This is a genomic window from Pseudomonas sp. CBS (assembly GCF_024734645.1).
Classification (GTDB): Bacteria; Pseudomonadota; Gammaproteobacteria; order Pseudomonadales; family Pseudomonadaceae; genus Aquipseudomonas.
Window position 1 is genome coordinate 464,209 of the sequence record NZ_CP102929.1, and the last position, 25,195, is coordinate 489,403.

The following is a 25,195-nucleotide window of genomic DNA, read 5'->3' on the forward strand; positions in this document are numbered from 1 at the left end:
GGTCGACAGATAGCGACGTGGTGCTGGACGAGTCATGCCGTCTTTTCGATGCAGAGATTGACCGCCGGAAGGGAGCTGACGCGAAAGCCGGTATCTACCTAGCCGCCATTACGGCGCTGATAGGGCTCCCAGGCGCGCCTCGCGTACTTAGCTGGAAGAAATATGAAGGATCATCCCGCTCTCAGCCACCTCTTCAGGTTTGAAGAAACGACCAGCCACCTTGAGGGCGGGGAAAACAACACAAGCGGCGTAGGGGGCACTGTATTGAGTGGATATTCCTTGGACGTCGAACACTATCTGGCCGGGTGGAAAGCCTAGGTTTTGAGCACGCGTCAGGTTGTGAAGTGCTCCCTCCCTCTCTCCATTTGCCTCTGCAACCTCAATCACTTTCTGGCGGAGAGTGTCCAGGTCGTCGTCAATCACTTCGGTGAAAAACTGCTGCCTGCGATGCCTTCCGAAGCCGAATCCTGCTGAGTTGGCAGAGCCAATACGGTTGAGCGCGATGCATGCAACGGTAACCAGTTCCATACCACTTCCTTGGTTTGCCTACGGTACTCATTTCATAGATGAAAAATGGTTGGAACGCCAGGAAGCTCAAGAGGTTAAGCGGAACCTTCCAATTTCTTGGCTAGCCCGCCGAACTGCTGTGCGGGCTCCACGTACCTCAACGCCGATTTCAGATCGCTCCAACCTATGAATGATTGATATTCAGTTAGTACTTGTTGGTCGTTTGGATTTTCAATCTTCGGGGGTAGAAGGGCCCTTACGGGCTTTTGAAAACCGGCGTGATCATGGGGCGACGGTTGTCCTGCAAGCGATGCCTGTGTCAGCCACTGCGACATCAACCCAGCAAGCGCTCAGACTGCTCCGACGGCAATGAGCACTCTGCGTATGGGTAATGATTCGATATCCTTAAGCGGAGTTGTCGGGCCTGTCTCTCAGCACCTATCCTGAAATTGACTCGCGAGATGCTCGTGCTCTGCGTAATGTTGCAAGGGCGCTGGTCGCTAGGGGCATCGATCCGCGTGTCCATCGGCAGCTGGAACATGATGCTAGGCGCCTGGCCACGGAAAACGCCTAAGAAGCGGTTGTTCAGTATTGAAAGTGGTACGTAAAGTTGAACATTGTGTTTCTTGTCGTGGGTCTCGATAGCCCGGTCGGAACCAGAACCTCCCGCTTCAATTGGCCGCCGAGTCGGCTGACAGCGAGGGTGCTCAGGTTGAGATGCAAAGGGGGCGCCTTACCTTCGCTGTTCATGGCCAGTTAAGCCTTTGGGCTAGGTCGGTGATCAGTCGTTGGGCAGGTGCAGTTGCACTTCCATGGCGTCATGAAGGAGTCGGACGACCTCGATCACGTCGTCGTTTGCCACACGATAGAACACGATATGGCGTGGTCTTTTGACCGTCCCATGAGGGGGGTTGGCCTGCTGGCGTGAATAGATGAGGTGATAGCTGCGAAGGCCAGGTGCAATCTCATCACGGTCGTGGCTGCCAATGCGATAAGGCGTGCCGGCAATAGCTTGCAGCGCCGCGAGGATCAGCGCCTGGTAACGCTGGCGTGCTTGATCGCCGAACTGCGTCTGGGAGAGCCTGAGGATGTCGACAATGTCGGCGCGCGCCGCGTTGGAAATCCGATACTGCGGCATGCTCAGTGTTTCTCACGCGCGGGGAGGGTGGCCTCCAGGCTCAAGTCCTCGAGGTAGTGATCCAGATCCCCTTCGTTCAACTGAGTGAAGCGCCCGTGCTCAAGGTCCATGATGCCGATCGAGGTCGCCTGACGCAGGGCCTCAATTTTGGCGGTGTCTTCGGCGACGCGCTGTTCTAATAGACGCAAACCTTCTCTCATCACTTCGCTGGCATTCTGATACCGGCCGGACTGCACTAGGTCCTGGATAACCTGTTCCTGGTGAGGGGAGAGCACAACGTTTCTCGTTGCCATAATGAGCTCCAGCTTTCGGTAAGAGGTTTCTTCCACTCATTGGCATATTATGCCATTTTGCTTGCGAGCACATGGTTTGAGGTTTGGATCTGACGAAATTCGTCGTACGGGGTCGTTCTTTGCTCCATGCGCACAACGTCAAAAAAAGGCTGGCGCAGGGGGGTAGTAGACATCTTGATTAGTGTGGACTTGGGCCTTCAGTTTGGCCAAGCCTTGCTTGATGGGACGGGCAGGCTCCCCGAACATTTGCAGTGCCGCGGTGGAGGGCGGACGTCCCAAGACACGCGCGATGTAAGTCTACGAACTGGCTTGGTGTGGGTGACAGCGACCAGAAGCAGACCTTAGAAAAAGTATAGAAAATCAGAGGCGATTCAGATAGCGCTCTAGGGCGGCAGAAAACTGCAGTGACTGATTTTCGCGAAGAGGAGTGGTGAGCCTTGAGCTGGGAGCCAATCATTGTTGATTGACCCCCTCGTGAAAAGGCACCTGATTAGGGCGCCTTGAGGGTGATTACGCTAACTGATGTTCGAACATTGTTGCTCAACTCGGCTCATGCGACGCTCAGAGGGTCTCGTACCATCTGCCGATCTACGTGAGTGGACACCAATGTTCAGAGGGCCGGCAACACCCTCCAATGCGCTTCGTCCCTCTCGTGTTGCTAAGAGGGCGACACCTTCGCCCCAGAACTGATCTTGGTTTACGTCCTGAGGGGCACCATCACGCCACCAGATAAGTCGTGCGACACAGACACCGTTCCTGTCGAGATAGTGCATCCAATTGCCCGGATCATGCCGCCATTCTAGGTGGTGCAGCCATTCAGGGCACAATACCAGCACATCATCAGGGTAAGTTGGGATTCCGCTGATGGAGAGGCGGCGGACAATGCTCTCTGATGGTTCGTCTAGAGCGCATACGCCGTCAATCCACAGTGCCGGGGGAAGGGCGCGTCCCGTGCTTGCCCAATGAGCTTCCTCGACATAGAACGGAGCGCGAGCACGTGTCATCTCAAGATTTTGTCTGATGAGACGCCAATAAAAATGAGTGATTTCTGCGATAACGGAGTCCCCGTCATCGTTTAGTGGCGAGAGATCCACCTCAATCTCATCCAGCCATTTTGCCTCTCCCGACTGCAAGCCAGCATCACGGTGTGCGGTTGGTCGGGGAATGAAAGCTGGCCGCCCCATCGGGCCCTTGAGCGGAGGAAGGTCGACTTGATAGTTCATTCCATACAACAACTGCGGAGTAGCCTGAGGTTCCAGCAACCCTGAAAGACGGAATTCCCCGGTGACATGACGGAGGGCCCTGAGGGCGGCAACAATATGAGGCTTAGAGTAGGTAATTCGCAGGTTTAGCCGTTCAAGCTCAGATAGCCTTCGCTCAGTCTCTCTTTGACCAAATTTCTCCAGCCCACCCCAAGATTCAATCAGGGATGCGCAGCGATATCGAATAGTTGTCTCTGGAATTCCTGATCGTGCTAGGCCCCTGACCTGGGTTGGGAAAAGCTCGGTCCAGCCCAATGGATCGTTCACGAGCATCGCACCAGATGATGGGTTCGTGAGACGAGATGCGGAGCTCACTTTTCCATTTGTAGCCATCTGCAAGTGGTAGTGGAACGGCAACTTTTGCGCCGAGATCGCCCAGTCGCACCCCCAACGATCAAGCAGAGAGCCAGCAAAAGAAGCTACGACATAGTCTTTAGCGTTTGCTAATGGTAGTACTCGTTCGACCCAATCGACGGCAATGGCTTCTTCGTCGCGGAAAAGCAGCTGAAGAGCTTCTGCTGGTTCATCCGAATCACCATTGAGAAGGTTGTGTACCAGGCGTGTGAACGATTCTCGGCCCAGATGTACCGTCGTCAGTTGCAGGGCGCCGGCACGTGCGAGTTGTGTTAATTCAATTGCAGAAAGCTCAAATGCCCAGAGAAAAAGTCTGGCAATCAGATCCGAGTCATCCTCAGGCGCGTCCTCTGGCAATTCGAATTCAGCGACTGCGTGTTCTCTGGTTGACGCAAGTTGCTCAGCCAAGATCTCCCACATGGCAACCCAGTCAGGTTCTGCGCAGATCGTTGAGAAGACATCCTTCGTATCAAACAAAATCGGGGAGGAGTTGCCTGGGGATGTCACAAGCTCATCGACCAAGTCCAGGTATGCGGCGTGATGTACCTCGGGGCCGTCCAGAGTTACGAGAGCCTTGAAGTACTTCAGCTTGGCGGCACCTTGCCAATAGCTCCAACCAGATCGCTCGTCCTCATCGACCTGCCTGCTATTAATCAGATCTCTTGCCAGCGTTTTATCATCTTCTGCAATCGCTCGATCAATCAAGGTATAGCGAGCACGGTAGTCGCGTTGGATGGTTGGCCAGCGATCGAAGAAAGCTGCCGCTTCCGCCAGCGTTGCGGTGTCCAGCAGGCGAGAGAATGCTGACACCGCGTCATAGCTCGGTTGCGTAGTGCTGTTGAGTTCGTTTTCGAGCAGACTTAGTGAGGCAATTTCATCGTACTCGCCAGGCGTGCCCCTATCCTCAGGGGTGGGTGTCTCCGATCGCCACCTGCGCAATGCATCGTCGACACGTTCATTGCTGAGACCCCTTTGCGACAGTCCTGTAGCCAGGCATTCAAGTAGCCTAGTGCGGGCACTGGTTGTACTGTGGATCTCAATGCCATCACGCAGTACATCAATGACTGTGTTGAGCTCTTCAAGAGAAACGGCGGTCACGGATTTGAGGACGAGCTGGCCTGTTTGCCCTTCGCTATAAAAAGGCTCTGAGTAGAATGGAAGTGCCAGGAAGCGCCACGTGACAGAGCAGGCTGAAGCTAGTTCTGGGCGTCGACGTACCACGCCAATCATTAGCGCATTGATGGCACAATCCCAACTCAGTAATCCTTTGGAAGTGAGTAGTCTTACTGCTTTGTATCCGAGCGCCGAACTGTGAATTGCGGCTTCGACTACCACTCGCGGCGCCAAGCGGTAAGCTGCACCGTCGCCCTCCGTGAGGGCCATGCCTGAAAGTTGCTTCAGCACCAATAGAATGCGTTCGCCACTGCCGGTCGGGTCTAGGCTGTTTGAGCTCTCAAGCAGATCTCCCCACAGTGAGTACTGCGGATCCTTCTTCGCTGGCAGCGCATATCCAAGTGTGTTGGAGTGCAGCTGTACCAGCAGCTCGCGAGCGCGCTTGGGGTTGCCAATTTCGGCGAATACCTTCGCTATGCTTGCAATCAGATCGATGTGTTCCTGCGGGGTGTTGCCATGCACCCTGCCGAGTAGTTCCTCAAGCCTGCCAAAGGCCGCTGTTGCATTCCCGTCGCTGCGATACGCTTCTTCAATGACGGCTATGCGGGAGGGAATGTTTAGCTTGTTGTTAGCCATTCGATCAGTGCATGACGCATCAAATAGGCCAACTACGGCAGTGAATTCTTGTTCGCCACTCATTGATGCAATTCGGATCATCATCCTGCTAAGCACAGGATCAAGGTCGCGTAGCTGGTGTGCTAAGTAGAACTCGCTTCCTTCCCTCGGGCCGGCGTTAACAAGAAAGCTGAGCATTCCTTTGGCAGCCTTACTGACCTCCCCCGGCGCGGTCTCTAGGCCAGACTGCACGCGCCCCAGCAAGGTGCCAATTGTGTTGGCATGGTGCTGGAGGGGGCGGAGTAAGCGGTTCTTCGACGCTACTGTTGCAGGAATTGGCTGCCTTAGTGCTGCGGCCAAGGTGGCGTGTTGAATCGCTGCGTGGATGATGTGTTGGGCGTTCTCGAGACCTATGGCATCGTCCATCATGGCGACGGATGGTGGCTTCAAGTCTTGGAATATATTGCTGGCGAGTTCTCTGTTGCCAACCTGAAGGCATAGTGATGCGAGTTGCCTGCGTGTACCGTTAGCAATGGTGGCGAAGGCAGGGTGCTCATGAGCACTCTGTATTAGCGCACGGGCATTGTCGAGTTGTTCTCGATCGTATGCGCGTTCAGCGGCTTCGATGAGTAAATATGGCAGGTCCTCCTCATCAATACCCAGTTCCTTCGCGACCTGCAGAGGGTCACTGTCGGGGTTGGCCAGTATGGCCGCACGAGCAATGCTGCATCGAAGTGAAGAGACCTCGTCAGCATCCAATCCGTCTCCGTTGTCCTTAGCAACTAGACGTGCCAAGCAAGTTTCTATCTGCTCAGGATCTCGAAAGTGGAAGACACGCTGTGACCAATGGGGTAGTTCTGAATGGTGAGGAATCGGCTGTGAGTCCTGGGAGAATGGGTCAACACCGTCGAAGATTGCTCTCGCCCCATCGAAGTCATCATTGGCCAGAAGTGCATCAATTGCCTTGTAATGGTCGCCGATACGACCCTCGGCCATCGTTCGAACCCCGTCAATGTCGCCCAATGCGAGCAGTGCATCCATGATCGCGGGAGCATCTTCTATCGCCGAGGCGCGTCGCCCTATTTCGTCTCGGGCAAGGAGCAGACGAAACACAGCGGATACATCGGGTTCGTGCTTGGCACAGATCAAGGCCAAGCGGATGTCTGCATGGATGTCAGTTGCCGGGCGTGCGTCGGCGAGTTGATCTCTAAAGCGAGATGGCTGTGCCAGTGCGAGCACTTGTCGATGTCGCTCCGCACGTGCCAAGTATCTTAGTTCAAGCCAGCGTTGGGGATTGTTCGGTTCGGCTGCGTGAGTGAGCTCAGCCAATCGGCGATAGATAGCAGGCCTATAGTCTAGGTTGGGCTTTCCAAAACGGAGCGATGGTCGTTCCAGAACGAATAGGCGGAAGCTGTTATGGAATACGCTCCAGCCATGTGTCGTCTGGCTTAACAAGTGGCTAGTGGCCCTCAGTGCGGTCTCTACCGCATGTTCAGATGTGGCCATGGCCAATAGTTCTGGCGGGATAGGGCCCTCTGCGTGCGCTATGAAGTCGATGACCTTTCGGGCATCGGGATCGTCTACGATCTCCCTCCATGCAGACTGGTAGACCCGCTCGATATTACCTTCAAACGTGAACGCCCCATTTAACAACGCTTCCTGTGTGGCTGGTTCCGCTTGGCGTAGGGCCTCTATTAAGTACCGCGCAACCAGCGGATGTCCTTGGCAGAGCGCATAGACGCTTGAGCGGGGAATTGATTCATCCAGACCAAGTTCTAGTGCGAGCTGCGTGATTGAATCTTCTGATAAAGGAGCGATCGCAGTGGCGCGATCAACTTGTCCAGCTTGTAGTCGAACCTGAGGTTTGAGCCCTTTTAGTTCAAGTCGCTGAGTGCCGAGGAGGATGAGCACTCCTTGTGGCAAGGCTTCAGGCAGCGGTAGCTCTGCCAGCAGGGAGCGGGAAGGCTGCTCTTCTCTAGGGATATGATCAAGCCCGTCAACGATGATCAACGTACGAATGCCATGATCACTGAAGCGAGTGCCAGCTTGATGAAGCAAGTACTCGAATTCTTGCTGCTTCTCCTGGAGATTGCTGTTGCGCACTCGGCGACCTTGCAAGCCAATTTGTCTCAGTTGGGTGCTGAGATCGTCGAGGAAGTCCTCTGCCTCCGCTCGACCGATACCTTGGCCTTCTCCTGGCATATAGGCGAGATATCGCACCAGCTGCAAGGTTGGACCGGCACTCAAGGTGGATTGGAGTAGCGTTGACTTCCCTGTGCCCGGCGGACCGATTAGCGCCAGATAGCCATGGGAGTGCTGATGAATGCTAGTGAGGATTTGTTGTTCGGTCACACGATTACGTTGTACATGTTCCCCGATCGGGAATTGGTGTGCACGGTGTACCTTGAACCGGTCTGACCAGCCGAGCTCTGCGAGCAGTTCAGCGCGGCTCCACCGATCTTTGTTGCGCTTATCAGCCACCAGGGAAGGGAGCTTTTCGGCAATTTGCTCGACTAGCGGATGTACTTCAGGTCGCAGGCGATGGGTCAAGATGAAGTCAGAGGCCGATCCAGTGAGGAAGTGTACTGAGTGCATGAAGGCTTCGAAGTTTGCATCGGAGAGGCCAGAAGCTGCAGATAGCCTGTCAATAAAAGGTTGCCAGCGCGTATCTCTCCATTCCGCTAGGGTGCGGTGATGATATAGCTCAAACTCCTGTAAAAAGGCGGCACTGTGGTCATCTTTGTCGGCGAGCAGGTGATCGTTGTTAGCTTGTGATGGGATATCGTTGGTTACGAAACGAATTTCCGTACGGGCTTCTGCGTGTGAGTCATGTAGGTTCGCCCAAGCCTTCACTAGTTTGAGCAACATTCCTTCTGCGCCAAGCAGCAACGCCTCTATCTGGAAGGCCTTGGCGAAGGTGGAGGTTTTGAACTGGTGGCCCACGACCTTTCCCGGTAGACCGAGTACTAGGTCATCCGCAATGCCTGCGCTGCGATCAGCTAAGCCGATCCAAATCAATTGGTCCTTATCTAGTGCATCGTAGATCGCAGCTGCGCCAGATCGGTACTGTTGAACGAAACCACGCTGTGCATTACGTTCGCCCTCACCGGGGGGCATGGTTGATGTTGAATCCGTCATGTTGCCTCGCGACTGTCCGTATCGAATTGGGGTTGGCACACCTTATCTAGCCCGCTGCGGAACTCTGCTTTTCAGGGTACACCTGAGATGATGTTCACTGATAGCATGTGGCCACTGAATGATCAGCGCTGATTTTCACATTCAATTTGGTGAATGCAATGTCCGATGCTACAGGGAAGTACTTAGACGTTTATCAAAGCTGGCAGCAACACCTCTTTAACTTCAACCTGGCAGTCCGGGAAACCAATACGCCAGGCTTGCGTAAGCCTCAGCTTGCCGCCCTATACGCTTCACTGGGCCACCTGGTTATGTCTCCGGCCATGACCGCAACGATCGTGATGCCAACGGGTACCGGCAAGACCGATACCATGCTTGGTCTGCTTATCGCAGGGCGGTTGGCAAGGACATTGGTGCTCGTCCCGTCAGATGCCTTGCGTTCCCAGCTTGTCGAAAAATGCCTCGGGCTGAAAAAACTTCGGGAGATCGGCGCTGTTTCTGTCACAGCACTTAACCCTGTGGTGAGGGCGATCGGCTCAGGAATGTCTGCTGAAGATGTACAACAGCTTGCCGAGGCGAATGTAATTGTCGCTACCCCGCAAGCATTGCAGCGATTCGACACAGAGTCCCTCCAAGCCTTGGCTGAGCTCTGCAGCCACCTGATCATCGATGAAACCCATCATGTGGCCGCCATGACATGGGGGCGGGTGAAAACCGCGTTTAAAGAGAAGCCATGCCTGCAGTTCACTGCTACGCCTTTCAGGGAGGACAATCAGCCCCTTGAAGGCAAGATTATCTACAACTACCCGTTGAAGGATGCGCAGATCGATGGCTACTTCAAGTCGATCGAATTTCACCCAGTGCGCGAATACAACCTCGAGTTGGCTGACCAAGTGGTTGCTGATAAAGCGGTAGAGTTGTTGCGCGGCGATCGAGAGCAAGGCTTTAACCACCTACTGATGGTACGTGCACGATCGCAAAAACGTGCTGAAGCCCTGTTTGAGCTCTACAAAAAACATGAAGACCTCTCACCCATTCTCATCCACAGCAAGGTGCCGAATCGGGTCAAGCTGCTGGTTGAAATTGTAGAGAAGAAATACAAGATCATCGTCTGCGTGGACATGCTGGGCGAAGGCTTCGACCTGCCAGAGCTGAAAATCGCGGCTATTCACGACCAGCATCGCAGTCCGGCAGTCACGCTACAGTTTATCGGTCGGCTAACCCGGGTTGATGACACGCTAGGCGACGCCAAATTCGTCTCGAACATTGCCAACCAGAAAGTCGATTACCAGATGGCAGTGCTTTACAAGGAAAGTGCCGACTGGAGCGCCGTGATTCGAGACGTGAGTCAAGACAAGATCGCCCGCGAAATCGAAAAAGAGACGTTCACTGAACAGTTTCCGGATGATGCAGACTCAGAGGACATCTTCGGGTTGAACCCCAACCCCAAGATCAGTGCGATCGCCTACCATGTGGAGCGCGACCAGTGGCGGCCAGAGAAAGCGAATCACTTCTCGCAGAAGAAGGAACCGCTGCAGTTCCTTTCCATCAACGACGATTCAGACACCATCATCATGGTGACGCGCCGAGAAACACCTGTCGGATGGGCTCAGACCTCGGCGATTGTGGACACGAACTGGATTCTGTACCTGGCTTACTACCACGCGCCCGACAAGACGCTCTTCATTCACTCATCCGGTGATGAGTCGCAAACCACGCGGTTTTTGCATTTGATTGCAAAAGATGCCAGGCGAATCAACGGCGAGCCCACATTCCGAACTCTGCACGACATCAAGCTCATGAAGCTGCAGAACGTAGGGCTGTCCAGGACACGCAAGGATCTGAGATTCACGATGCACGTCGGGCGCGACATCAATACCGTCATCAGTGAAATCGAGAACGGCACGGCGAAGAAGTCCAACATCTTCGCGACGGGCTACGAAGATGGACAGCGCACCACCGTTGGCTGCTCTCACAAGGGAAAAATCTGGGAGATGAACTCTTCCAGCATCATTTACTGGATTGAGTGGTGCAAACGTACCTCGCATAAACTCAACGATGCCACGATCAACCCTTCTGAAGTGCTCAAGGATGTGATTCGCTCGGAGAAGATCGAAGGGGCCTGGCCAACGGGTCTTTTCTATGCCGATTGGCCTGAGTCCATTGCGATCGAAAACGAGCAGAAAATTTCGCTAGCGCTCAACGGTGAGATTTTCAACCTGCTTGATGTCGAGCTTGGAAAGCCTCGGCGGAGCGATGACCTGGCACTAGAAGTGCCCGTCATCGCCTTTGCAGTAGATGGCACGGAGCGTCAGCTGCCTGACATCACGATACGGTTACTGAACGACAGCTACAAATTCTCCTGTCCTGGGGTCAAGATCATTTTCGCTGAAGAGAGCTCGTTCGAGCAGTACCTGGATGCGAACCCTTTGGTACTACTAGCCGTGGACGGTTCGATGGTCGAGGGCAATTACCGGTTCTACACACCCAATAGCTTGGACTTGAAGCTTCCTATAGGGCTGATTGAGGCTTGGGACTGGGGGACCACCCAGATCCACAGCGAGTCCATGAGGGCAGCTCGTAACCTGGACACCGTCCAAGGGTTCACTTACGGCCGAATCAAGGACGACTATGCATTCATTTTTAACGATGATGGCGCAGGTGAGATTGCGGATTTGGTGGCGATCAAAGAGAGCAAGGACGCAATCTTTGTCGACCTTTACCACTGCAAGTATTGCCCCCAAAAAGATGGCGAGGCTCGACCTGGCGCTCGTGTGAACGATGTCTACGAGGTCTGCGGCCAGGCATCACGATCAGTGAAGTGGCTTCACACCGAGGAAAAATTCTTCAATCGATTGATGGGGCGGTACCAGCAATCGCTGCCGAAAGGGTTTGACAGAATTCTCAAGGGTGACCCAATAGATTTGGAGCTGCTTCGCAACAAGTGCCACGACCACGAGATGATTTTCAGATTTGTGATCGTACAGCCTGCCATTTCAGCAGCGAAAATCTCCGCTGATCAGCTTGCTGTCCTCGGCACCAGTTACTCCTACATTAAGAACGTGTCTGGTTCAGATGTCCGTGTCGTAACCAGTGCATAACAGAAAGGGGGGTACCATATTGCCTCCGGCTTCTTGGCCAGGTGAATCTGGAGATAGGGCGCGAAGTTATTCATTGATCAAAGAATTTTGAGGCCTCGGAAGTGGGGCAGGAGCAAGGATGGCCCAGTCAAAGAGAATCAAAGTAATGCTGTCCAGTCGTTGTAACGATCGCTTTCCCGCGGACAGCGATCAAACGCTCAGCAATATCCGAGAGCAACTCAAACGTGAGATAGAGGGCACGAAGCTATTTGGCAAACAGGTATTTGAAGTTTGGATTAACGAAGATGCACCTCCTGCGGACGGAATACAGGACAGTTGGGACACCTGTTTGCAAGCCGTGAGGGATTGCGATGTGCTACTAGTGCTGTCCAACGGCAATGCCGGCTGGGCCAATGGTGACGGCGACATTGGTATTTGCCATGCGGAGTACATGGAGGGGCTCGCCACCACTCGGGGGAAGGTGCGCTTCATCGCTATGCCAAATCTCCCAGTAGACGATGGCCGGGAAGCTGAGGCAGCACGTAACCAGCGCTTCCAGGCGTTTATTGCACAGCAGACGCCTTTTAGGGGGGACTGGTCTCTACTGTGGATCAACTACGTACACGAGTTCAGGAAGCGCTTCTTGATACGTTGGTTGTTCTGACCCAGCGTGGTGTAGCCGCCGCTGCTTCGAGCCGTTTCGATATGGGCCAGGCGCTGGATTGGACACGGATGGACTTCCGTCAGCGCAAACGAGCGATGGAAACCGTGTTACTGCAGGCGCTCAGTGGTGGCAAAGACCCTGTTAGCGAAGCGTTCGCCATCGTTCCAATTGCTGGAGTGAATGTCGTTGTGTTTGTCCATGCAATCCCGGCTGCGTTCACGGTTGCTGCTGCGCGTGAGCTGGTGGGTAAGCCTTTTCTACGTGACCATGAGCATGCTGATCTGTTGAAAGGTGCAGAAGGGCCATTGCATTTAATCGCCTGTCACCGTGGCGCGACAGAGACTCAGGCCACTGCGTTGCTAGGCTTTCCTGATGCTACGGTTGTCAGCGGTTCCTTCGGTATTTTTGTCGCTGATGATGTACAGAAAGTACAGTTTGCCTTCCTGGCCAACTGTCGCGACGCGTCGCAAACGCGCCACGCGCTTCAGCGTTTTAGGGAATGGTTGGATCAAACAGGTGAAGCGCAGATTCTGGCCAAGAGAGCCGCTTCACGTGCCAAGATTGTCAAAGTTATTGCCGCCGAACTGGAAGGGAGATAACAGGGATGTCAAAAGCACTTTTTACTGTGGGGCCCGTGTTGTCCTTCCGAGGCATCAGCAAAACCGGGCAGTGGCAGGTGGCCGCGTTAGTCGGAGTTGTAGCTGGCGCCGCATTTCCTGTTCTTTCTGTCGACGGCCAAGCTTGTCCGACGCCGAAGGTTTTGCTGGAGCGTCCGAAAGAAACCATCCTTCGTTACGACCTGAGCTGTGATCAGCAGGCGCAGGAGCGAACGGTTCAGTTTGGTGTAGGGCAGGGAGGGCCGCAATGGCAGTTCTCCATTCCCGGTCGAGACTATGCCCCAAGAATGGCCTACGTCTCTTGCAATGGCTTTTCGGACCCTAGTGGGATGCGCAAGTTGGTGCGCCCTGAAAACGCCGTCTGGGCTGACCTGATCAGCAATCATGACAGTGACTTGCGTGCTGCAGGTTACGTGCTGGACAAGGAACAGCTTTGGCATGAAGGACGAATTCATGACAAGGGCTTGAAGCGGTTCCAATTGCTGCTGATGGGGGGCGACCAAATTTACTTTGACTCGATTTGGGAGGATGTGAAGTCCCTCAAGAAATGGGTCGGACTGTCGCGCAAGGAGCAATTGGCGTTCAAGGTAAGCGTGGCGCTGGAGAAAGAGATCGAGTCCTACTATTTCGGGCTCTATGCCAATCGTTGGCTGCCAGATACGCGGCGTGACTGGGGGCACCCCAAACCGAACCTTGATGCCGCTGATGCGATGGCGAGAATCCCTACGGTGATGATGTGGGACGACCACGACATCTTCGACGGTTGGGGGTCCTACAGCCCGGCTATGCAGCACTGTGAGTTATTCCAGGTGTTGATGCGTCATGCGCGTAGGGCGTTCTGGGTGTTTCAGTTGCAGCATGCCCTTGATGATTTGCCGCCGTTGCAATTGCTCCAGCGTGCAAACGTTTCCCAGCAGGATCCACAGTATGAGCCGATGCTATGGAGTGCCCGATTAAAGGGAGATCGATTGGCCTTGCCGCTCTTGGATGGTCAGCCGGGCTTTAGTTTCGGCTATCACTTGGGGCCGGTATCGTTGTTTGTTGCTGATCTGCGCACTGAGCGTTCACGTACCCAGGTACTGGGGGCCGATACCTGGACTGCTATGCAGGCTTGGCTCAACACGCTCCGTGACGGTAAGCCTGCTCATCCTGGAAGCAAATGTCAGCACTTGATCTTCATGTCCTCGGTTCCGGTCGCGCACCCCAAATTGTCGCTGGCTGAAGGGTTGCTCGATACGTTTGGGCAGGATCATGTGCTCGACAGTAATGCTGATGACCTTAAGGATCATTGGTCGCACGGGGATCACGAGGGGGAGCGTAAGCGACTCCTGGAGTCGCTGACTCGTATTGCTGAGCAGAGAATGCTGCGTGTATCCATTGCTTCTGGGGACGTGCATGTCGCGGCGTGGGGCAGTTGCTATCGTCGGGATATTCCACCGACGTCGAACTGGGCGCAGATTCAGCAATTTACTTCGTCAGGTGTGGTGCATCCGTCGTTGATTGGAGTGGCCGAACGCCTTTTTCTTCAGTTGCTGAACCATACAGCCAGCAAGGTCCAATCCATTGATGTGCAGCACTGTGTCGAGATGATGTTGTTCCCCGGTTTTAATCGGTATGTGATGCCGGCCCGGAACTGGTTGGCGTTTGAATTGGATATGGGAGGCGAGACCGGTTGCAAGCTGTGGGCGACCTGGCGTTGTGAAACTGAGGTAGGTTTTTCCAATCATCTGCAGGCGGTGCATCCGGCTCAGAAATAGTGGTCCTCAGGTGGGAGTTTTCAAGGGGCATGATGTGAAAGGCAGCGTAGAAGTTGTATGTGATGGCTGTGCGGGGTATCTTTCTTCCGCAGCGTATTTGTGATCAATGCAATATGGCCAAGTGTTCGGTCTGTGAACATGTGCGACCTTGAGTAGCCATTGAGGCCTTAGCGAATGATATTGCAGAGATTTTTTACAATTTCTACGGGACTGATCCGGTCAACTGAACTTGCGGTGGCGTTCCTCATCACGGCCCGGGTGCGGCTGGCACAGCCTCAATAATCAGATGGCTCAATGCCCGAAACAGCTTCACGTTGGCGTTGCTTTCAAAACCTTGCGAAGGCCCGGGCGGCTACTTTTTACAGTTTGCGTAGCTGTAAAGTCACACCTCCATGGAGCAACAGTGTCCAGCCATTTCGCAGCATCAGATCGCGACCTAACCGTGGATCTCATCGTCTCCATTTACGCCGTGGTCCGCGTTGGCGGGCATGGTTTGCATCAGTTCGTTCTGCAGGGTCGTGAGGTCGCGTCCGCATAGGATATTAGCTTCCAGCAAATCCAGGAATGCACCGACGGAGTTGACCGTTTATAACCTTGCCCTGCCGAGAGCCATTTTTGGAAAAAAATTAAACCTCATCGCCAATAAGTACTTCGGCACAGACTGTAGATAGTTATGAAAAAAAGGAAATTGATCATAAAAATATACGAATACATAAACTATACTATAAGTGTTACAGCCCATCAGTGAATGCGGAGGTCTTCTTTATCGCGCATCAGGATTTCAGCTCTGCGATTACTTGCTTCAAAGTCTTCCTGGTGCATTGGCAGTGGCTTAGATAATCCATATCCAATGCTTGATACTGAGCCGCTCGCCACGCCTCGCTGTACGAGATAGTCTCTCACCGCTGCAGCGCGTAACTGAGAGATACGTTGGGCCACATCTGCGATCGACTCTCCGTTAGCATTTGCCTCCACAGCATCAATTTCTTCTAACGAAGAGTGCCCCTCAATCAAGATATCGTTCCCAGGGTTTTCCTTGTACCACTTGATAGCATCCTCGAGTCCGACGAATGCTGATGCGTTCGTTGCAACTTTCCCGTATTGATAATAGATGATCCATTTCGGTGACTTCGGCTTGATAACGCCTAGGTCTTCTCGCTTACACCCGCCTAGCTGTACCTGAATGTACTTCATCAACTGAAAACTGCTTGGTTCACATTGTGTAACCACTCTGTAGGCTACCGCTGTGAATAAAATCACAATGACTAAAGCCGATGCCCACACAACGGGGCTATGGCTTATAGATCTGGATTTTTTCGGCATCGACGCTCCCCGGTATTATCGCACTCATGTTGGCGTAGGTTAGCAGGTTCCATAAAGGGGGGAGGTCCCATCCTTTTCAAGCTATCCAGAGCATGCCCTCAAATATGCCCCCAGTGTAGCAATCCACTGGAAGTGAATGGAGCTCCATGGGTGGTTGAAAGCCAGAAATGATCAGCCGAACAGCCTGCCAGACGAAACCTAAAGACTCTCAGGATCGCCGTCCAACTTCTTAAGTGGAGCGGCAATTTTCGACGGACGCCAATGGTTGCAATTAGTCTGAAAAGCAGAACTCCGTCTGCGGCATGTCCGGTGCCGAAAGCTTGATGGCAGGACGACTAGAGCGGTTTTTCATAGAGCCCCCTTCAATGGGAATGTTCAGCTCTATCAGCACACCTGCGTTGGCCAACTGACGTAGCTCGTCTTCCACCCGACCTACAAGTGATCTGATCGATTGCCCCGACTCCGTTCCGATTGTCAGGGTAATCAAGGTCAATGGGCTTAAACCCAGTGGAGCACTGAGCGCGGTGATCATCTCTAAGGTGGGGCTGCTTTGTCCCCGCTCAAGCTTCGAGACGTAAGTCCGGCTGCTCACCTCTGCCAGGTTTTTTTGTGAAAGTCCTCTCGCCGCACGCATCACTTTGAGTACTGCAGCGAAGGCTGTTTTGAGAGACATATTTCTTTCCATAGGAATATATTTTTTAACCTCCTGGCAGGTCGTTATTGGTGACAAACAATGTTTCAGGCCGGAGGCTATCACACGACAGCCTACGGTGAAGGCGAGCTAAAAACTGGTTAGACATTTTTTGTCTAAAACCGAAGCGATGCGGGATGTCGAGTGTCAGTTCCTGTGAGGTGAATTGCCCGCGTTTCAGACAGCACTGGAGCGCTGTCTCTTGTTCTTGCGTCGATTTCTTCCTGCGTGCAGGAAAGCATTCGCAATGTTTGAGCCACTGCGCCTGCGTCACCAGATCCTTCGATTAGCGTTTCTGCTCAACCAGCCAGTTTAAATATGGGGCGCACCATCCCGGCCCCGTGGTGAGCATGCGCGGACGTTTTTTGGCGCGCAAAATGGCAATTGGGGTAACTTCGCCGACTACGAGTCGGGCTTTGGGTTTGAGCCGCAGGTCTGAGATACCAAAGATACTCATGTTTTTTTGATGCTGTAGGCGGGCAGATTACCGCTTATCTTGGTGCTTACCTCTTGTCCTCGCTGCGTCTTTTGGTCGTGAGTTGGCTGCAAACCCTCATGTCACAGGATCAGTTTTCTAGCCGAACCTGCGTCGCGTCGACCCGTCGCGTTCTGCATCAACCTCAAGACGGCGACCGTTGGGGCAGGTGTAGCTACATACTTTAGCAGCGGGGATAGGATCGGTAGGCTAAGCGGTCTGTCGGGAAGGATTGAGGTTCTCCAAACCTAGTATGCTCAAGTTGATTTCTACGAAGTGACAGTTTGCGGTTGATATAGTCATATCGCCACGCGCTAAGCTTTCAACGAAAGGTGGCTGTATAGGTCAAGTCTGGAGGTTAAATAGCTGTATTTATATGTTTTTTATGAGTCTACAACTTTCTTTTCAATGTTGACGCTGAATGAAATGTAGAGCTTTCCGAAAATATTCCGGATTTTTGGATAGGGGGCGGAGACGCGTCTTTGTCAATGTTTTTAAAGTTCTATCCGCCGTGGCCGATATCCTCTCTGGCGGTGCACATGGTGTAGAAACCGCCGAGTAAATTAATTTAGGTGGTTTCGGGGGGGCAGCATGCTGAGTGATAGTTTAGCTAATTTAACAGTCAGGACGAAGCTCGTACTTGGCTTCGCTTTGGTGATTGCACTTACCATGCTGATCGCTCTGACGGGTTGGACAGGTATTAGTTCTATAAGTAAGCGAAGTGAGCGTGGGGCCGACATTGCAACTCTTAATGTCATGACACGAGATATGCGTATAGCGCGGTTGGTGTACAGTCAAAATTCAAGCGAAGAAAATGCCGTCAGCTGGTTAAATATTTATCAAAAGGTTGATGCTCATATTCTGTATCTCAGCAGTGTACTGATCTCTGAGCGTAATGTTCAGTATATGAAAACGGTTACTGCTGCAGTCAAAGAATATAAGAAATATTACGATGATTTGATAAAAGCCACTAGAGAGCGTGAGGCGAGTAGGAACGTATTCATAGCTAATGGCAAGGAGGCCGAAGATAAACTGCAAAAATTAAATGCGTTGGTCAATTCGCCAGAAGGGAATTCTGAACAGCGAGCCGCATTAACAAAGGCTCTCCTGCTTTCACAGAAAATGCGGTTTGACGTACGTGGCTATACTTACTCGCTGAAGTCTGAAGCACGACCTATGGCCGTTGCCTCAATCACTGAAACGGGTGCGTTTATTAAAAATTTAGAGGGAGTTGGGATTAAAGCTGACTCGGTGCGAGATATTTTAGATTCGATAACTAAGTATGGCACCGGAATTAGTCAATTCTCCTCGGCTCAAGAAGCAATTGACCAAGCGCAGGCGGGCATTTCAAGAAATATTGAGATTTTGATAAGTTCCGCCAATGGGTTAGCAACATACCAAGACGATTTGCGTGCTGAAGACGTAAGTTATGCCAGTAAGATGTTGATTCTCTGGATTACAGTGGCTCTTATCGTCAGTGTGTTGGCCGCATGGGTGATAACTCGTTTGATCGTGGTCCCGCTTCAGGAAACGCTGCAATTGGCTGATCGGGTAGCCAGTGGTGATTTGACTTACAACAAGTCGACTTCTCGAAAAGACGAACTCGGTATGCTACAAACCAGTATGCATCGGATGACCTTAAACCTGCGCGAATTGATCGGTGGCTTGCGTGATGGTGTGACTCAAATAGCGAGTGCGGCAGAACAGTTGTCGGCAGTGACTGAGCAAACCAGTGCTGGAGTGAATACACAGCGAAGTGAGACAGATCAGGTAGCAACCGCTATGAATGAAATGGCCGCCACTGTTCACGAGGTTGCCAAGAATGCAGAGCAAGCCTCGAATGCGGCCGTTGGCGCTACTAAAGAGGCTCGCGAAGGGGATGCAGTAGTTTCCAAGGCAGTGCTTCAAATCGAAAAGCTTGCTACTGAAGTTGGCCGGTCCATGACTGCAATGGATGAGCTGAAACAGGAAAGCAATAAGATCGGTGGGATGCTTGAAGTGATTAAGGCTGTTGCCGAGCAAACCAACTTGCTGGCACTCAACGCAGCTATCGAGGCCGCACGTGCGGGCGAGGCCGGACGCGGTTTTGCCGTCGTTGCTGATGAAGTCAGAAGTCTCGCTCAGCGGACCCAAACCTCAACTGAGGAAATAGCGACACTCATCGGTAGTTTACACAATCGCACCGCGCAGGTAGCGACCACTCTCGAAAGCAGTCGTCTACTGACTGAAGATAGTGTCGAGTTAACCCGCGACGCCGGAATATCGATAGGAAATATTACTCGGTCAATTTCAACGATCGAGTCGATGAATCAGCAAATTGCAGCTGCCGCTGAAGAACAAAGCGCGGTTGCTGAAGAAATCAATCGTAGCGTTTTAAATGTACGAGACATTTCCGAGCAAACCGCATCTGCTAGCGAGGAAACAGCTTCTTCAAGCGTCGAGTTGGCAAGACTGGGAGTGCATCTTCAGGGGTTGATGAGTAAGTTCACTGTATAGGTCGGAATTTTTCAAATGGCTTTGACTGGATTTTCAGTGTGTATCATAAATTTACGCTACGCACTGAAAATCCAGCACTGCCTGCGATGCTTTTTTCTGAGTAATCTAAATCACCAAATTGGAAATATACTGAGAAATCTCATACGCATTGATTTTAAAATGCTGTTGATGGTCGCCGTAGTGGAGCTATGTCGATGGTTAAGATTCTATTGTATTTCAAAAAATCGAATACCTCATTTAAGATGTCTTTGCTTGTGTGCAGGTTTGTCAGATGCTTAATGCCTCTTATATGTCATGGATATCGCTTGCCCATTGTATTGTTATAACTATTTCTTTGAGTGTTTTAGCAGGGAGCTAACTGGTCTGAATTTGAAAGGTGTATACCTTGTCAGGAGTAAAGTCGAGCTTTGTGATCATGGTGTGGCATTGCATTGATTTGACTGATGTAACTTCTATGTAGCGAAATTTTTTTCCGGGCTGCCCGAGTTGCTTCCTGCTCTTCCGAACTTGTACTGAGTGTATCGGCCTCATGAACAATTTCAACCATCTTGCCTTCAAGCTCATTACCCACAAGACGAGTTACCTTTAGCCTGGGCGTAAAGGTCTTTGAGACTTTCTTTTTTCGTTTTTGTTAAGGGGGCGGCGATGACGTCCCGCCTGATTCCTTCCGCGCCAACGACACTCATGGCTATACTTTTTTGCATTGCCGAACAATGCTTGACGCATCTCTTCTTCTGTCCAAGTTTCGTTCATTTCGCTTCTCAGCCGTCTCTTTGCAGCCTTGTAATAATTCTATTTTACCACGTGTCTTAGCGCAGTAGCTTCTGGCGCATGAATGTATAATGTTGAGATCTCCGCATCCTACTATTGTTTTTGATCATGTTACGAATCTTGCATATTTTTGTTCTGACGATTGTCAGCACTCTAATAGCCTTATTTTAATCTTTGGCTCCTATTCACGGCAATGCGACAGGCGACCGGACGAGACATTTGCAAAGGTGTTTGTTCTGTCAGATCTTCCGTAACACATGGCCGTTTGTTAACGGAGGGCTGTGTCGTGCAACTGCTGATCAACCGCGTCAACGACATCAGGTTATCTCACTGGCTCTAGAGCACACGCGTCGTGATGACGACCGGCTATGCTCGGCACTCATCGTCTTGCGCCAGGAATGTACGCCTCAAGTTCGGCTGTAATCCGCCGATAAAATATAGGCCACCGTGGACGCTCCCAAAACTAAAAAACCACGTGTAGACATCCATTCTGCCCACAACTCTTAAAACCTATGCGGAAGGTCTCATGAACATCAAACAGAAGCTGACGTGGGCGTTCGCGTCGATCGCCTGTATCCCAGTGCTGGTGGTAGCGGGGCTTGTGGTGTTTAACGCGCGCGATGCCGCAGAGGCTAGCTTTGTCGACAGCAGCGGCCGAGAGATCCGCCAGATCGACAACGGCATGACGCAGTTCTTCGACGGCATCAGTCAGAACGTGGAATACCTAGCCCGTGATCCACGAATAGCTGGCGTCAAGGACCTCAAGAACTATACCAGCGCTGATGCCGTGCAGATTCCGCTGACCGAAAGCAATGTTCGTATGTTGGAGATTTTCGACGGCTTTGCCAAAACCCATCCAACCACCGCGTACCTATCGGTTGGCTTGAGTGACGGCGGCTACGCCACTTGGCCGGATACCCCCGATATGGCCAACTATGATCCACGCCAGCGTCCCTGGTACAAAGCTGCCATCGAAGCGCCGGGCACCACGATTCGCACTCCAGCCTACTACTGGGCCAAGGATGACGTGTCGCTTATCGGCACCGTTCGCACGGTTGCCAACGCCAGTGGCGCGGTCGTGGGAGTGTTGGGCCTGGACGTATCGCTCAAACAGCTGACCGAGTTGGTTAGAAATATCAAACTCGGTGAAAGCGGTTATTTAATGCTGGTCGAGGACAATGGCAATGTGCTGGTAGACCCAAGCGACGCAAAGCACAACTTCAAATCCCTTTCAGATCTGGGCCCCAACTACGCAGGATTGGCCAAGGGCGGCGATGGCGTAACGCAGATAGAGATCGACGGCAAGGTCTACATGGCTAATGTCATTACTTCTAAAGGGCTGGGCTGGCGCTTTATTGGCCTGATCGAGCGGAACGAAGTAATGGCGCAGGCCACCCACCTGACGTGGCTGATCGCCGCGATTACTACTACGCTCGCGGTCATTTTCGCGATTGTCGGCGCCATCTTTGCCGGCGTGATTGTGCGTCCGATCAGCGGCGTGGCTGATGGCTTGCAGGAAATCGCAGAAGGCGAGGGCGACCTGACGCGTCAGCTCAAAGTGCGTGGGAATGATGAAACCGCGACTCTGGCCGGCTGGTTCAACCAGTTCCTGGGCATGATCGCGCAACTGATGCAGCGCATCGGCGGGGCGTCGTCAGATCTGCAACGTACCGCTGCCGACACCAGCGCAGTGGCGCGTAACATGAACGAGGCCGCCGGGCGTCAGCGCGAGGCGGTCGAAATGGTCAGCACCGCATTCAACGAGATGGTCGCCACGGCGAACGAAGTAGCGCGCTCTTGCAGTCAGGCTGCGTCCAGCGCCGATGCGGGCTACCGCGACGTGCACGACGGCCAGCAACACATCAGCGAGGCAAACGGCAGCGTGATGAGACTGAGCAAGGAGTTGCAGCAGTCCACCGAGACAATTCAATTGCTTGAGCAGGAAAGCAAAAACATCAACGGTATTGTGGACACCATCCGTTCTATCGCCGAGCAGACCAATTTGCTCGCACTCAATGCCGCGATCGAAGCGGCTCGTGCCGGCGATCAGGGTCGCGGCTTTGCGGTTGTGGCCGACGAGGTTCGCGCGTTGGCGCGGCGTACTGCCGATTCCACCGGAGAAATAGGTAGCCTGCTGGGCAATCTGTCCAGGCGCACTCAAGAGGTGACAGTGCAAATGCGTGGCAGCCTTGAGGTTTCGCACAGCAGCGTCGAATGCATCCAGCAGGCGCGTGTCAGCTTTGAGAAAATCCGCACATCCGTGGATTTCATCCGCGACCAGAACACGCAGATCGCTACAGCGGCTGAAGAGCAGCATCAGGTGGCAGAAGGGATCAACCGTCACATCTCGCAGATCCACACTGATGCGCAATTGGTCGAAGAATTCGCTCATACAGCGCAGACGGGCTCGGGGCGGTTGACCGATATTTCGGGTCAGCTCAATGGGTTGGTAGGGCGCTTCAAGTTCTAACGCCCAACTAAGACTAGGGCCAGGGATGGCCCAGTTGCCACCGCAGTGTTTTGAATCCGATTTATCTTTGTTAATCCCTATCCCTAAGATAGCCATTGATGATCCACTGTCCCTGATGCAAGCCTCGAAAACACGACCTGAGCCTGTGGCCCACAAGAGCATTTTGCTCTGCACGTTCAGTTGCCGCTTTTCTAACAGACGGTTAATGTCCACCTCAATCTCCCCCTAAGGTGGTCACTTCCAAAAAGGCGATGACCAGCCAAATGCGCAACGACTCAGGCGATTCCCATCCCCACGCTGCTACCCCTTCTGCGCGCGGCGTAGCGAGGTCCCAATGTCGTTACCTAAAGACGCCTGTCGACCCAAAGCTTCCATTAAATTGAGGTAGCGAAGCGCGTTTTGAGGCCCGCGTTTACTGGCGGTAGCGCATTAATCAACACGGCGGCATCGTCGCCCTGGTTAAGGTAGCTCAAGAAGTCACCAGTCTCGAACGTATCCCTGAATCCGGCGAGTGTCCTATGAAAGAGTCTAGAATTCCCTCGACTGTGCAAACTTTTGTGTTCCCAAGGTGCGTTGCTGATAAGCCTGCGAGCAGGTTTTCCCTTTTCCAAGAGCCGTCCGCGTTCGGCTCTGTCTCGAAAACCTACGGCGTACCAGACGGCGACAAGTTCGCGCCTACTGCCCAGACCTGCGCCGCCGGCAACGCTGCCGCTCACAACATGCCAAGGCCCCACCGGCCATCGATCTCATCCAGGATGCTCATCACCTTGTCCGCGGCTGCGAGCTGCGAGTGCGTAAACAGATCGTCGTGAACTCACTAGGTTGACGCAGCTCCGTCAGCAACACCTCAGCCTTGCGATATCACAACCTTGGGCGGATTAGCTGTCCAAATGCCCGAGTTGGCTCGCTGGTGATAAAGCGCACGTCATTCGTGGGGGAGGGCAGTTCCACCGACACGCCGTTAGCGTGACGCGCCTCGTCCGGGTTAAACATGCGATGCGACGACTGTCACATTGGCAAAAGGCTTATATCAATTTGTAGACTTTCACCGGTCATCAAGAGTTATGGGGTTCATTGTTGCTTATCCCCCTTCCGCCTGCTGGCCAGGCTCGATTTTTTAGGAAAGCTTGCGTCCGATTCGGAACAAAGCGTCTTCCAGCCACTGGTTGAAAACGCCCTGCGACGCTGGAATCAGCAATTTTCTTACCTCAATGTTTTTCTCATGGCGGTGCGGCATGGACATCGACGATGCGGGGGGTGTTGGCGGCTCTGCGTAGACTTGGTGAGAAATTCCGTAGATCCCCAACTGGAACCAGCCTCCCTTACCTCTGCTAATCAAACTAAAAGCTTCTTTCGCAAAGCGTTCTAGCCGGCTGGGCGAGATGTAATAGGAGGCAAAATAATCGCCGCCCTTTCCTGGGGCTGCTATAGGAATAGAGAGCCAGCTCATCCCATTATCGTGATGCCGCCAAGAGGCCTCCTCTGCATCTAGGCCGGTAATGTCTCCCTCGTTAAACGACTTGTAACCACCCTTGATAGACACCAAGCCCGCCTGAGAAAGCTTGAGGAAGAATTCATCATGCTGGGTGTGCATGTAGCGCAACGTACCCGAGAGAATGGGCTGCGGCAGAAACGCGAGCTCTAGGCGATCTTCACGAGGCTGGCTATTCCAATTTCGGCTGTTGCTACGATTCTGCAGGTGCTGAACGAACTCTTGTTCGGAAATGGCGCTGCGACTGGCTGCAAGTTGGCTTAGTCCCTGGATGATTTTGTCTGAGAGATCGCGATCACCTGTGAAGGTGGAACGGAAAAGGCCGTCGACGTAATCGGAAACTTCCCAGTGAAAGCGCTTTTGATCATCCTCAACCGGAACCTCTTCCAGAAAAGCCAAGATGGGTTTATTGGCAGCTTTGGCGCGATGAAACTCCTGCTGAGTGACGGACTCACCTGTGTGGGTTTTGAAGCCGAAGTCCGCGCCAAGAATCAGCACCACTACGTCGGCCTGGTCAACCTCAGTCATACATGCGACTTCAGAAGAATAGGGCCTTGCACCAAAATCCTCACACATCACTGGGGTGTGTCCCAACAGAGAAACTGCTTTTTTGGCGGCCGCACGATAGTGCTCGAAATTACGTACTACAGAGCTGATAAACACGTTCATAGCAGTCCCCATCACTAATAGGCCACATCCGTTTCTCCTCATCATACCGGCCGCTTTAATCTATGTAACAGCTGCCGAAAAAAACTAGCCGCTGAATAGCCCGCCTACTTCGCAGATACTGACTGCTTTTGGCCGGTAAACTGTCTGCTGTAGGCAAGCAAACGCCAACCACGCCGCAAGCGAGGATAACGGTCGCTTTGGTTCTCGTGGTGCGCGATTGCTGGCCCCGCACGAGTGATGTCACAATGACGCACTACGCTTTGCACGCTCAAC

The 25,195-nt window shown here is 52.9% G+C and carries 14 protein-coding genes and 3 pseudogenes; 9 read left to right on the plus strand and 8 right to left on the minus strand.

Translation table 11 applies throughout. The annotated features are described in order from the left end of the window. Positions 1-147 precede the first annotated feature (147 nt). Positions 148-528: a hypothetical protein gene (locus NVB75_RS02150; protein WP_223496637.1), complete on the minus strand. Its 381-nt coding sequence runs from the start codon at positions 526-528 to the stop codon at positions 148-150. Between the two features lie 394 nt (positions 529-922). Here NVB75_RS02150 and NVB75_RS33200 point away from each other — a divergent pair, with 394 nt between their 5' ends. After that, positions 923-1,081: an integrase arm-type DNA-binding domain-containing protein gene (locus NVB75_RS33200; protein ID WP_375378907.1), complete on the plus strand. Its 159-nt coding sequence runs from the start codon at positions 923-925 to the stop codon at positions 1,079-1,081. Positions 1,082-1,288: 207 nt separating this feature from the next. Here the strand turns inward: NVB75_RS33200 and NVB75_RS02155 are convergent, their stop codons facing one another. The 3 genes from NVB75_RS02155 to NVB75_RS02165 form a co-directional block, all read right to left on the minus strand. Continuing rightward, positions 1,289-1,645 carry a type II toxin-antitoxin system RelE/ParE family toxin gene (locus NVB75_RS02155; protein ID WP_223496635.1) on the minus strand — a complete coding sequence of 119 codons (357 nt, stop codon included), beginning with the start codon at positions 1,643-1,645 and terminating at the stop codon, positions 1,289-1,291. Between the two features lie 2 nt (positions 1,646-1,647). Further along, entirely contained in the window at positions 1,648-1,938 is a 291-nt protein-coding gene (locus tag NVB75_RS02160) for a type II toxin-antitoxin system ParD family antitoxin (protein WP_258345718.1), read from the minus strand. A 515-nt stretch (positions 1,939-2,453) separates the two neighbouring features. After that, positions 2,454-8,420: an ATP-binding protein gene (locus NVB75_RS02165; protein ID WP_258345719.1), complete on the minus strand. Its 5,967-nt coding sequence runs from the start codon at positions 8,418-8,420 to the stop codon at positions 2,454-2,456. A 158-nt stretch (positions 8,421-8,578) separates the two neighbouring features. Between NVB75_RS02165 and NVB75_RS02170 the strand changes: the two genes are divergently transcribed. From NVB75_RS02170 to NVB75_RS02185, 4 genes are all read left to right on the plus strand, one after another. Further along, on the plus strand, positions 8,579-11,518 hold the full coding sequence (locus tag NVB75_RS02170) for a DEAD/DEAH box helicase (protein WP_258345720.1): 2,940 nt from the start codon (positions 8,579-8,581) through the stop codon (positions 11,516-11,518). Positions 11,519-11,636: 118 nt separating this feature from the next. Then, a complete protein-coding gene (locus NVB75_RS02175) occupies positions 11,637-12,161 on the plus strand; it encodes a DUF4062 domain-containing protein (protein ID WP_258345721.1) in 525 nt (174 codons plus the stop codon). Next, positions 12,104-12,760 (plus strand): hypothetical protein, encoded by a 657-nt coding sequence (locus NVB75_RS02180; protein ID WP_258345722.1) that lies wholly within the window; start codon positions 12,104-12,106, stop codon positions 12,758-12,760. Before NVB75_RS02175 ends, NVB75_RS02180 begins: the two co-directional genes overlap by 58 nt. Before the next feature lie 5 nt (positions 12,761-12,765). Beyond that, positions 12,766-14,535 carry an alkaline phosphatase family protein gene (locus NVB75_RS02185; RefSeq protein ID WP_258345724.1) on the plus strand — a complete coding sequence of 590 codons (1,770 nt, stop codon included), beginning with the start codon at positions 12,766-12,768 and terminating at the stop codon, positions 14,533-14,535. Between the two features lie 253 nt (positions 14,536-14,788). Here NVB75_RS02185 and NVB75_RS33205 read toward each other — a convergent pair. The 3 genes and pseudogenes from NVB75_RS33205 to NVB75_RS02195 form a co-directional block, all read right to left on the minus strand. Beyond that, positions 14,789-14,960, minus strand: a pseudogene (locus tag NVB75_RS33205) (toxin YhaV); the annotation flags it as partial. Between the two features lie 316 nt (positions 14,961-15,276). After that, positions 15,277-15,858, minus strand: coding sequence for an OmpA family protein (locus NVB75_RS02190; protein WP_258345725.1), 582 nt, complete (start codon positions 15,856-15,858; stop codon positions 15,277-15,279). Between the two features lie 271 nt (positions 15,859-16,129). Beyond that, the gene (locus tag NVB75_RS02195) at positions 16,130-16,531 is read right to left on the minus strand and encodes a helix-turn-helix domain-containing protein (protein WP_258345727.1); all 402 of its coding nucleotides are present in this window, start codon (positions 16,529-16,531) and stop codon (positions 16,130-16,132) included. Positions 16,532-17,693: 1,162 nt separating this feature from the next. Here NVB75_RS02195 and NVB75_RS33210 point away from each other — a divergent pair. The 4 genes and pseudogenes from NVB75_RS33210 to NVB75_RS33225 all read left to right on the plus strand — a co-directional run. Next, positions 17,694-18,665, plus strand: a pseudogene (locus tag NVB75_RS33210) (methyl-accepting chemotaxis protein); the annotation flags it as partial. A 141-nt stretch (positions 18,666-18,806) separates the two neighbouring features. Beyond that, positions 18,807-19,520 carry a methyl-accepting chemotaxis protein gene (locus tag NVB75_RS33215; protein WP_375378925.1) on the plus strand — a complete coding sequence of 238 codons (714 nt, stop codon included), beginning with the start codon at positions 18,807-18,809 and terminating at the stop codon, positions 19,518-19,520. Positions 19,521-20,817: 1,297 nt separating this feature from the next. Continuing rightward, positions 20,818-21,900 (plus strand): annotated as a pseudogene (locus NVB75_RS33220) (cache domain-containing protein); the annotation flags it as partial. A gap of 132 nt (positions 21,901-22,032) precedes the next feature. Next, positions 22,033-22,761, plus strand: coding sequence for a methyl-accepting chemotaxis protein (locus tag NVB75_RS33225; RefSeq protein ID WP_375378926.1), 729 nt, complete (start codon positions 22,033-22,035; stop codon positions 22,759-22,761). Between the two features lie 1,117 nt (positions 22,762-23,878). Here the strand turns inward: NVB75_RS33225 and NVB75_RS02215 are convergent. Then, positions 23,879-24,922, minus strand: a complete 1,044-nt coding sequence (locus NVB75_RS02215) for a DUF4062 domain-containing protein (RefSeq protein ID WP_258345732.1) — start codon at positions 24,920-24,922, stop codon at positions 23,879-23,881. Positions 24,923-25,195: the final 273 nt, after the last annotated feature.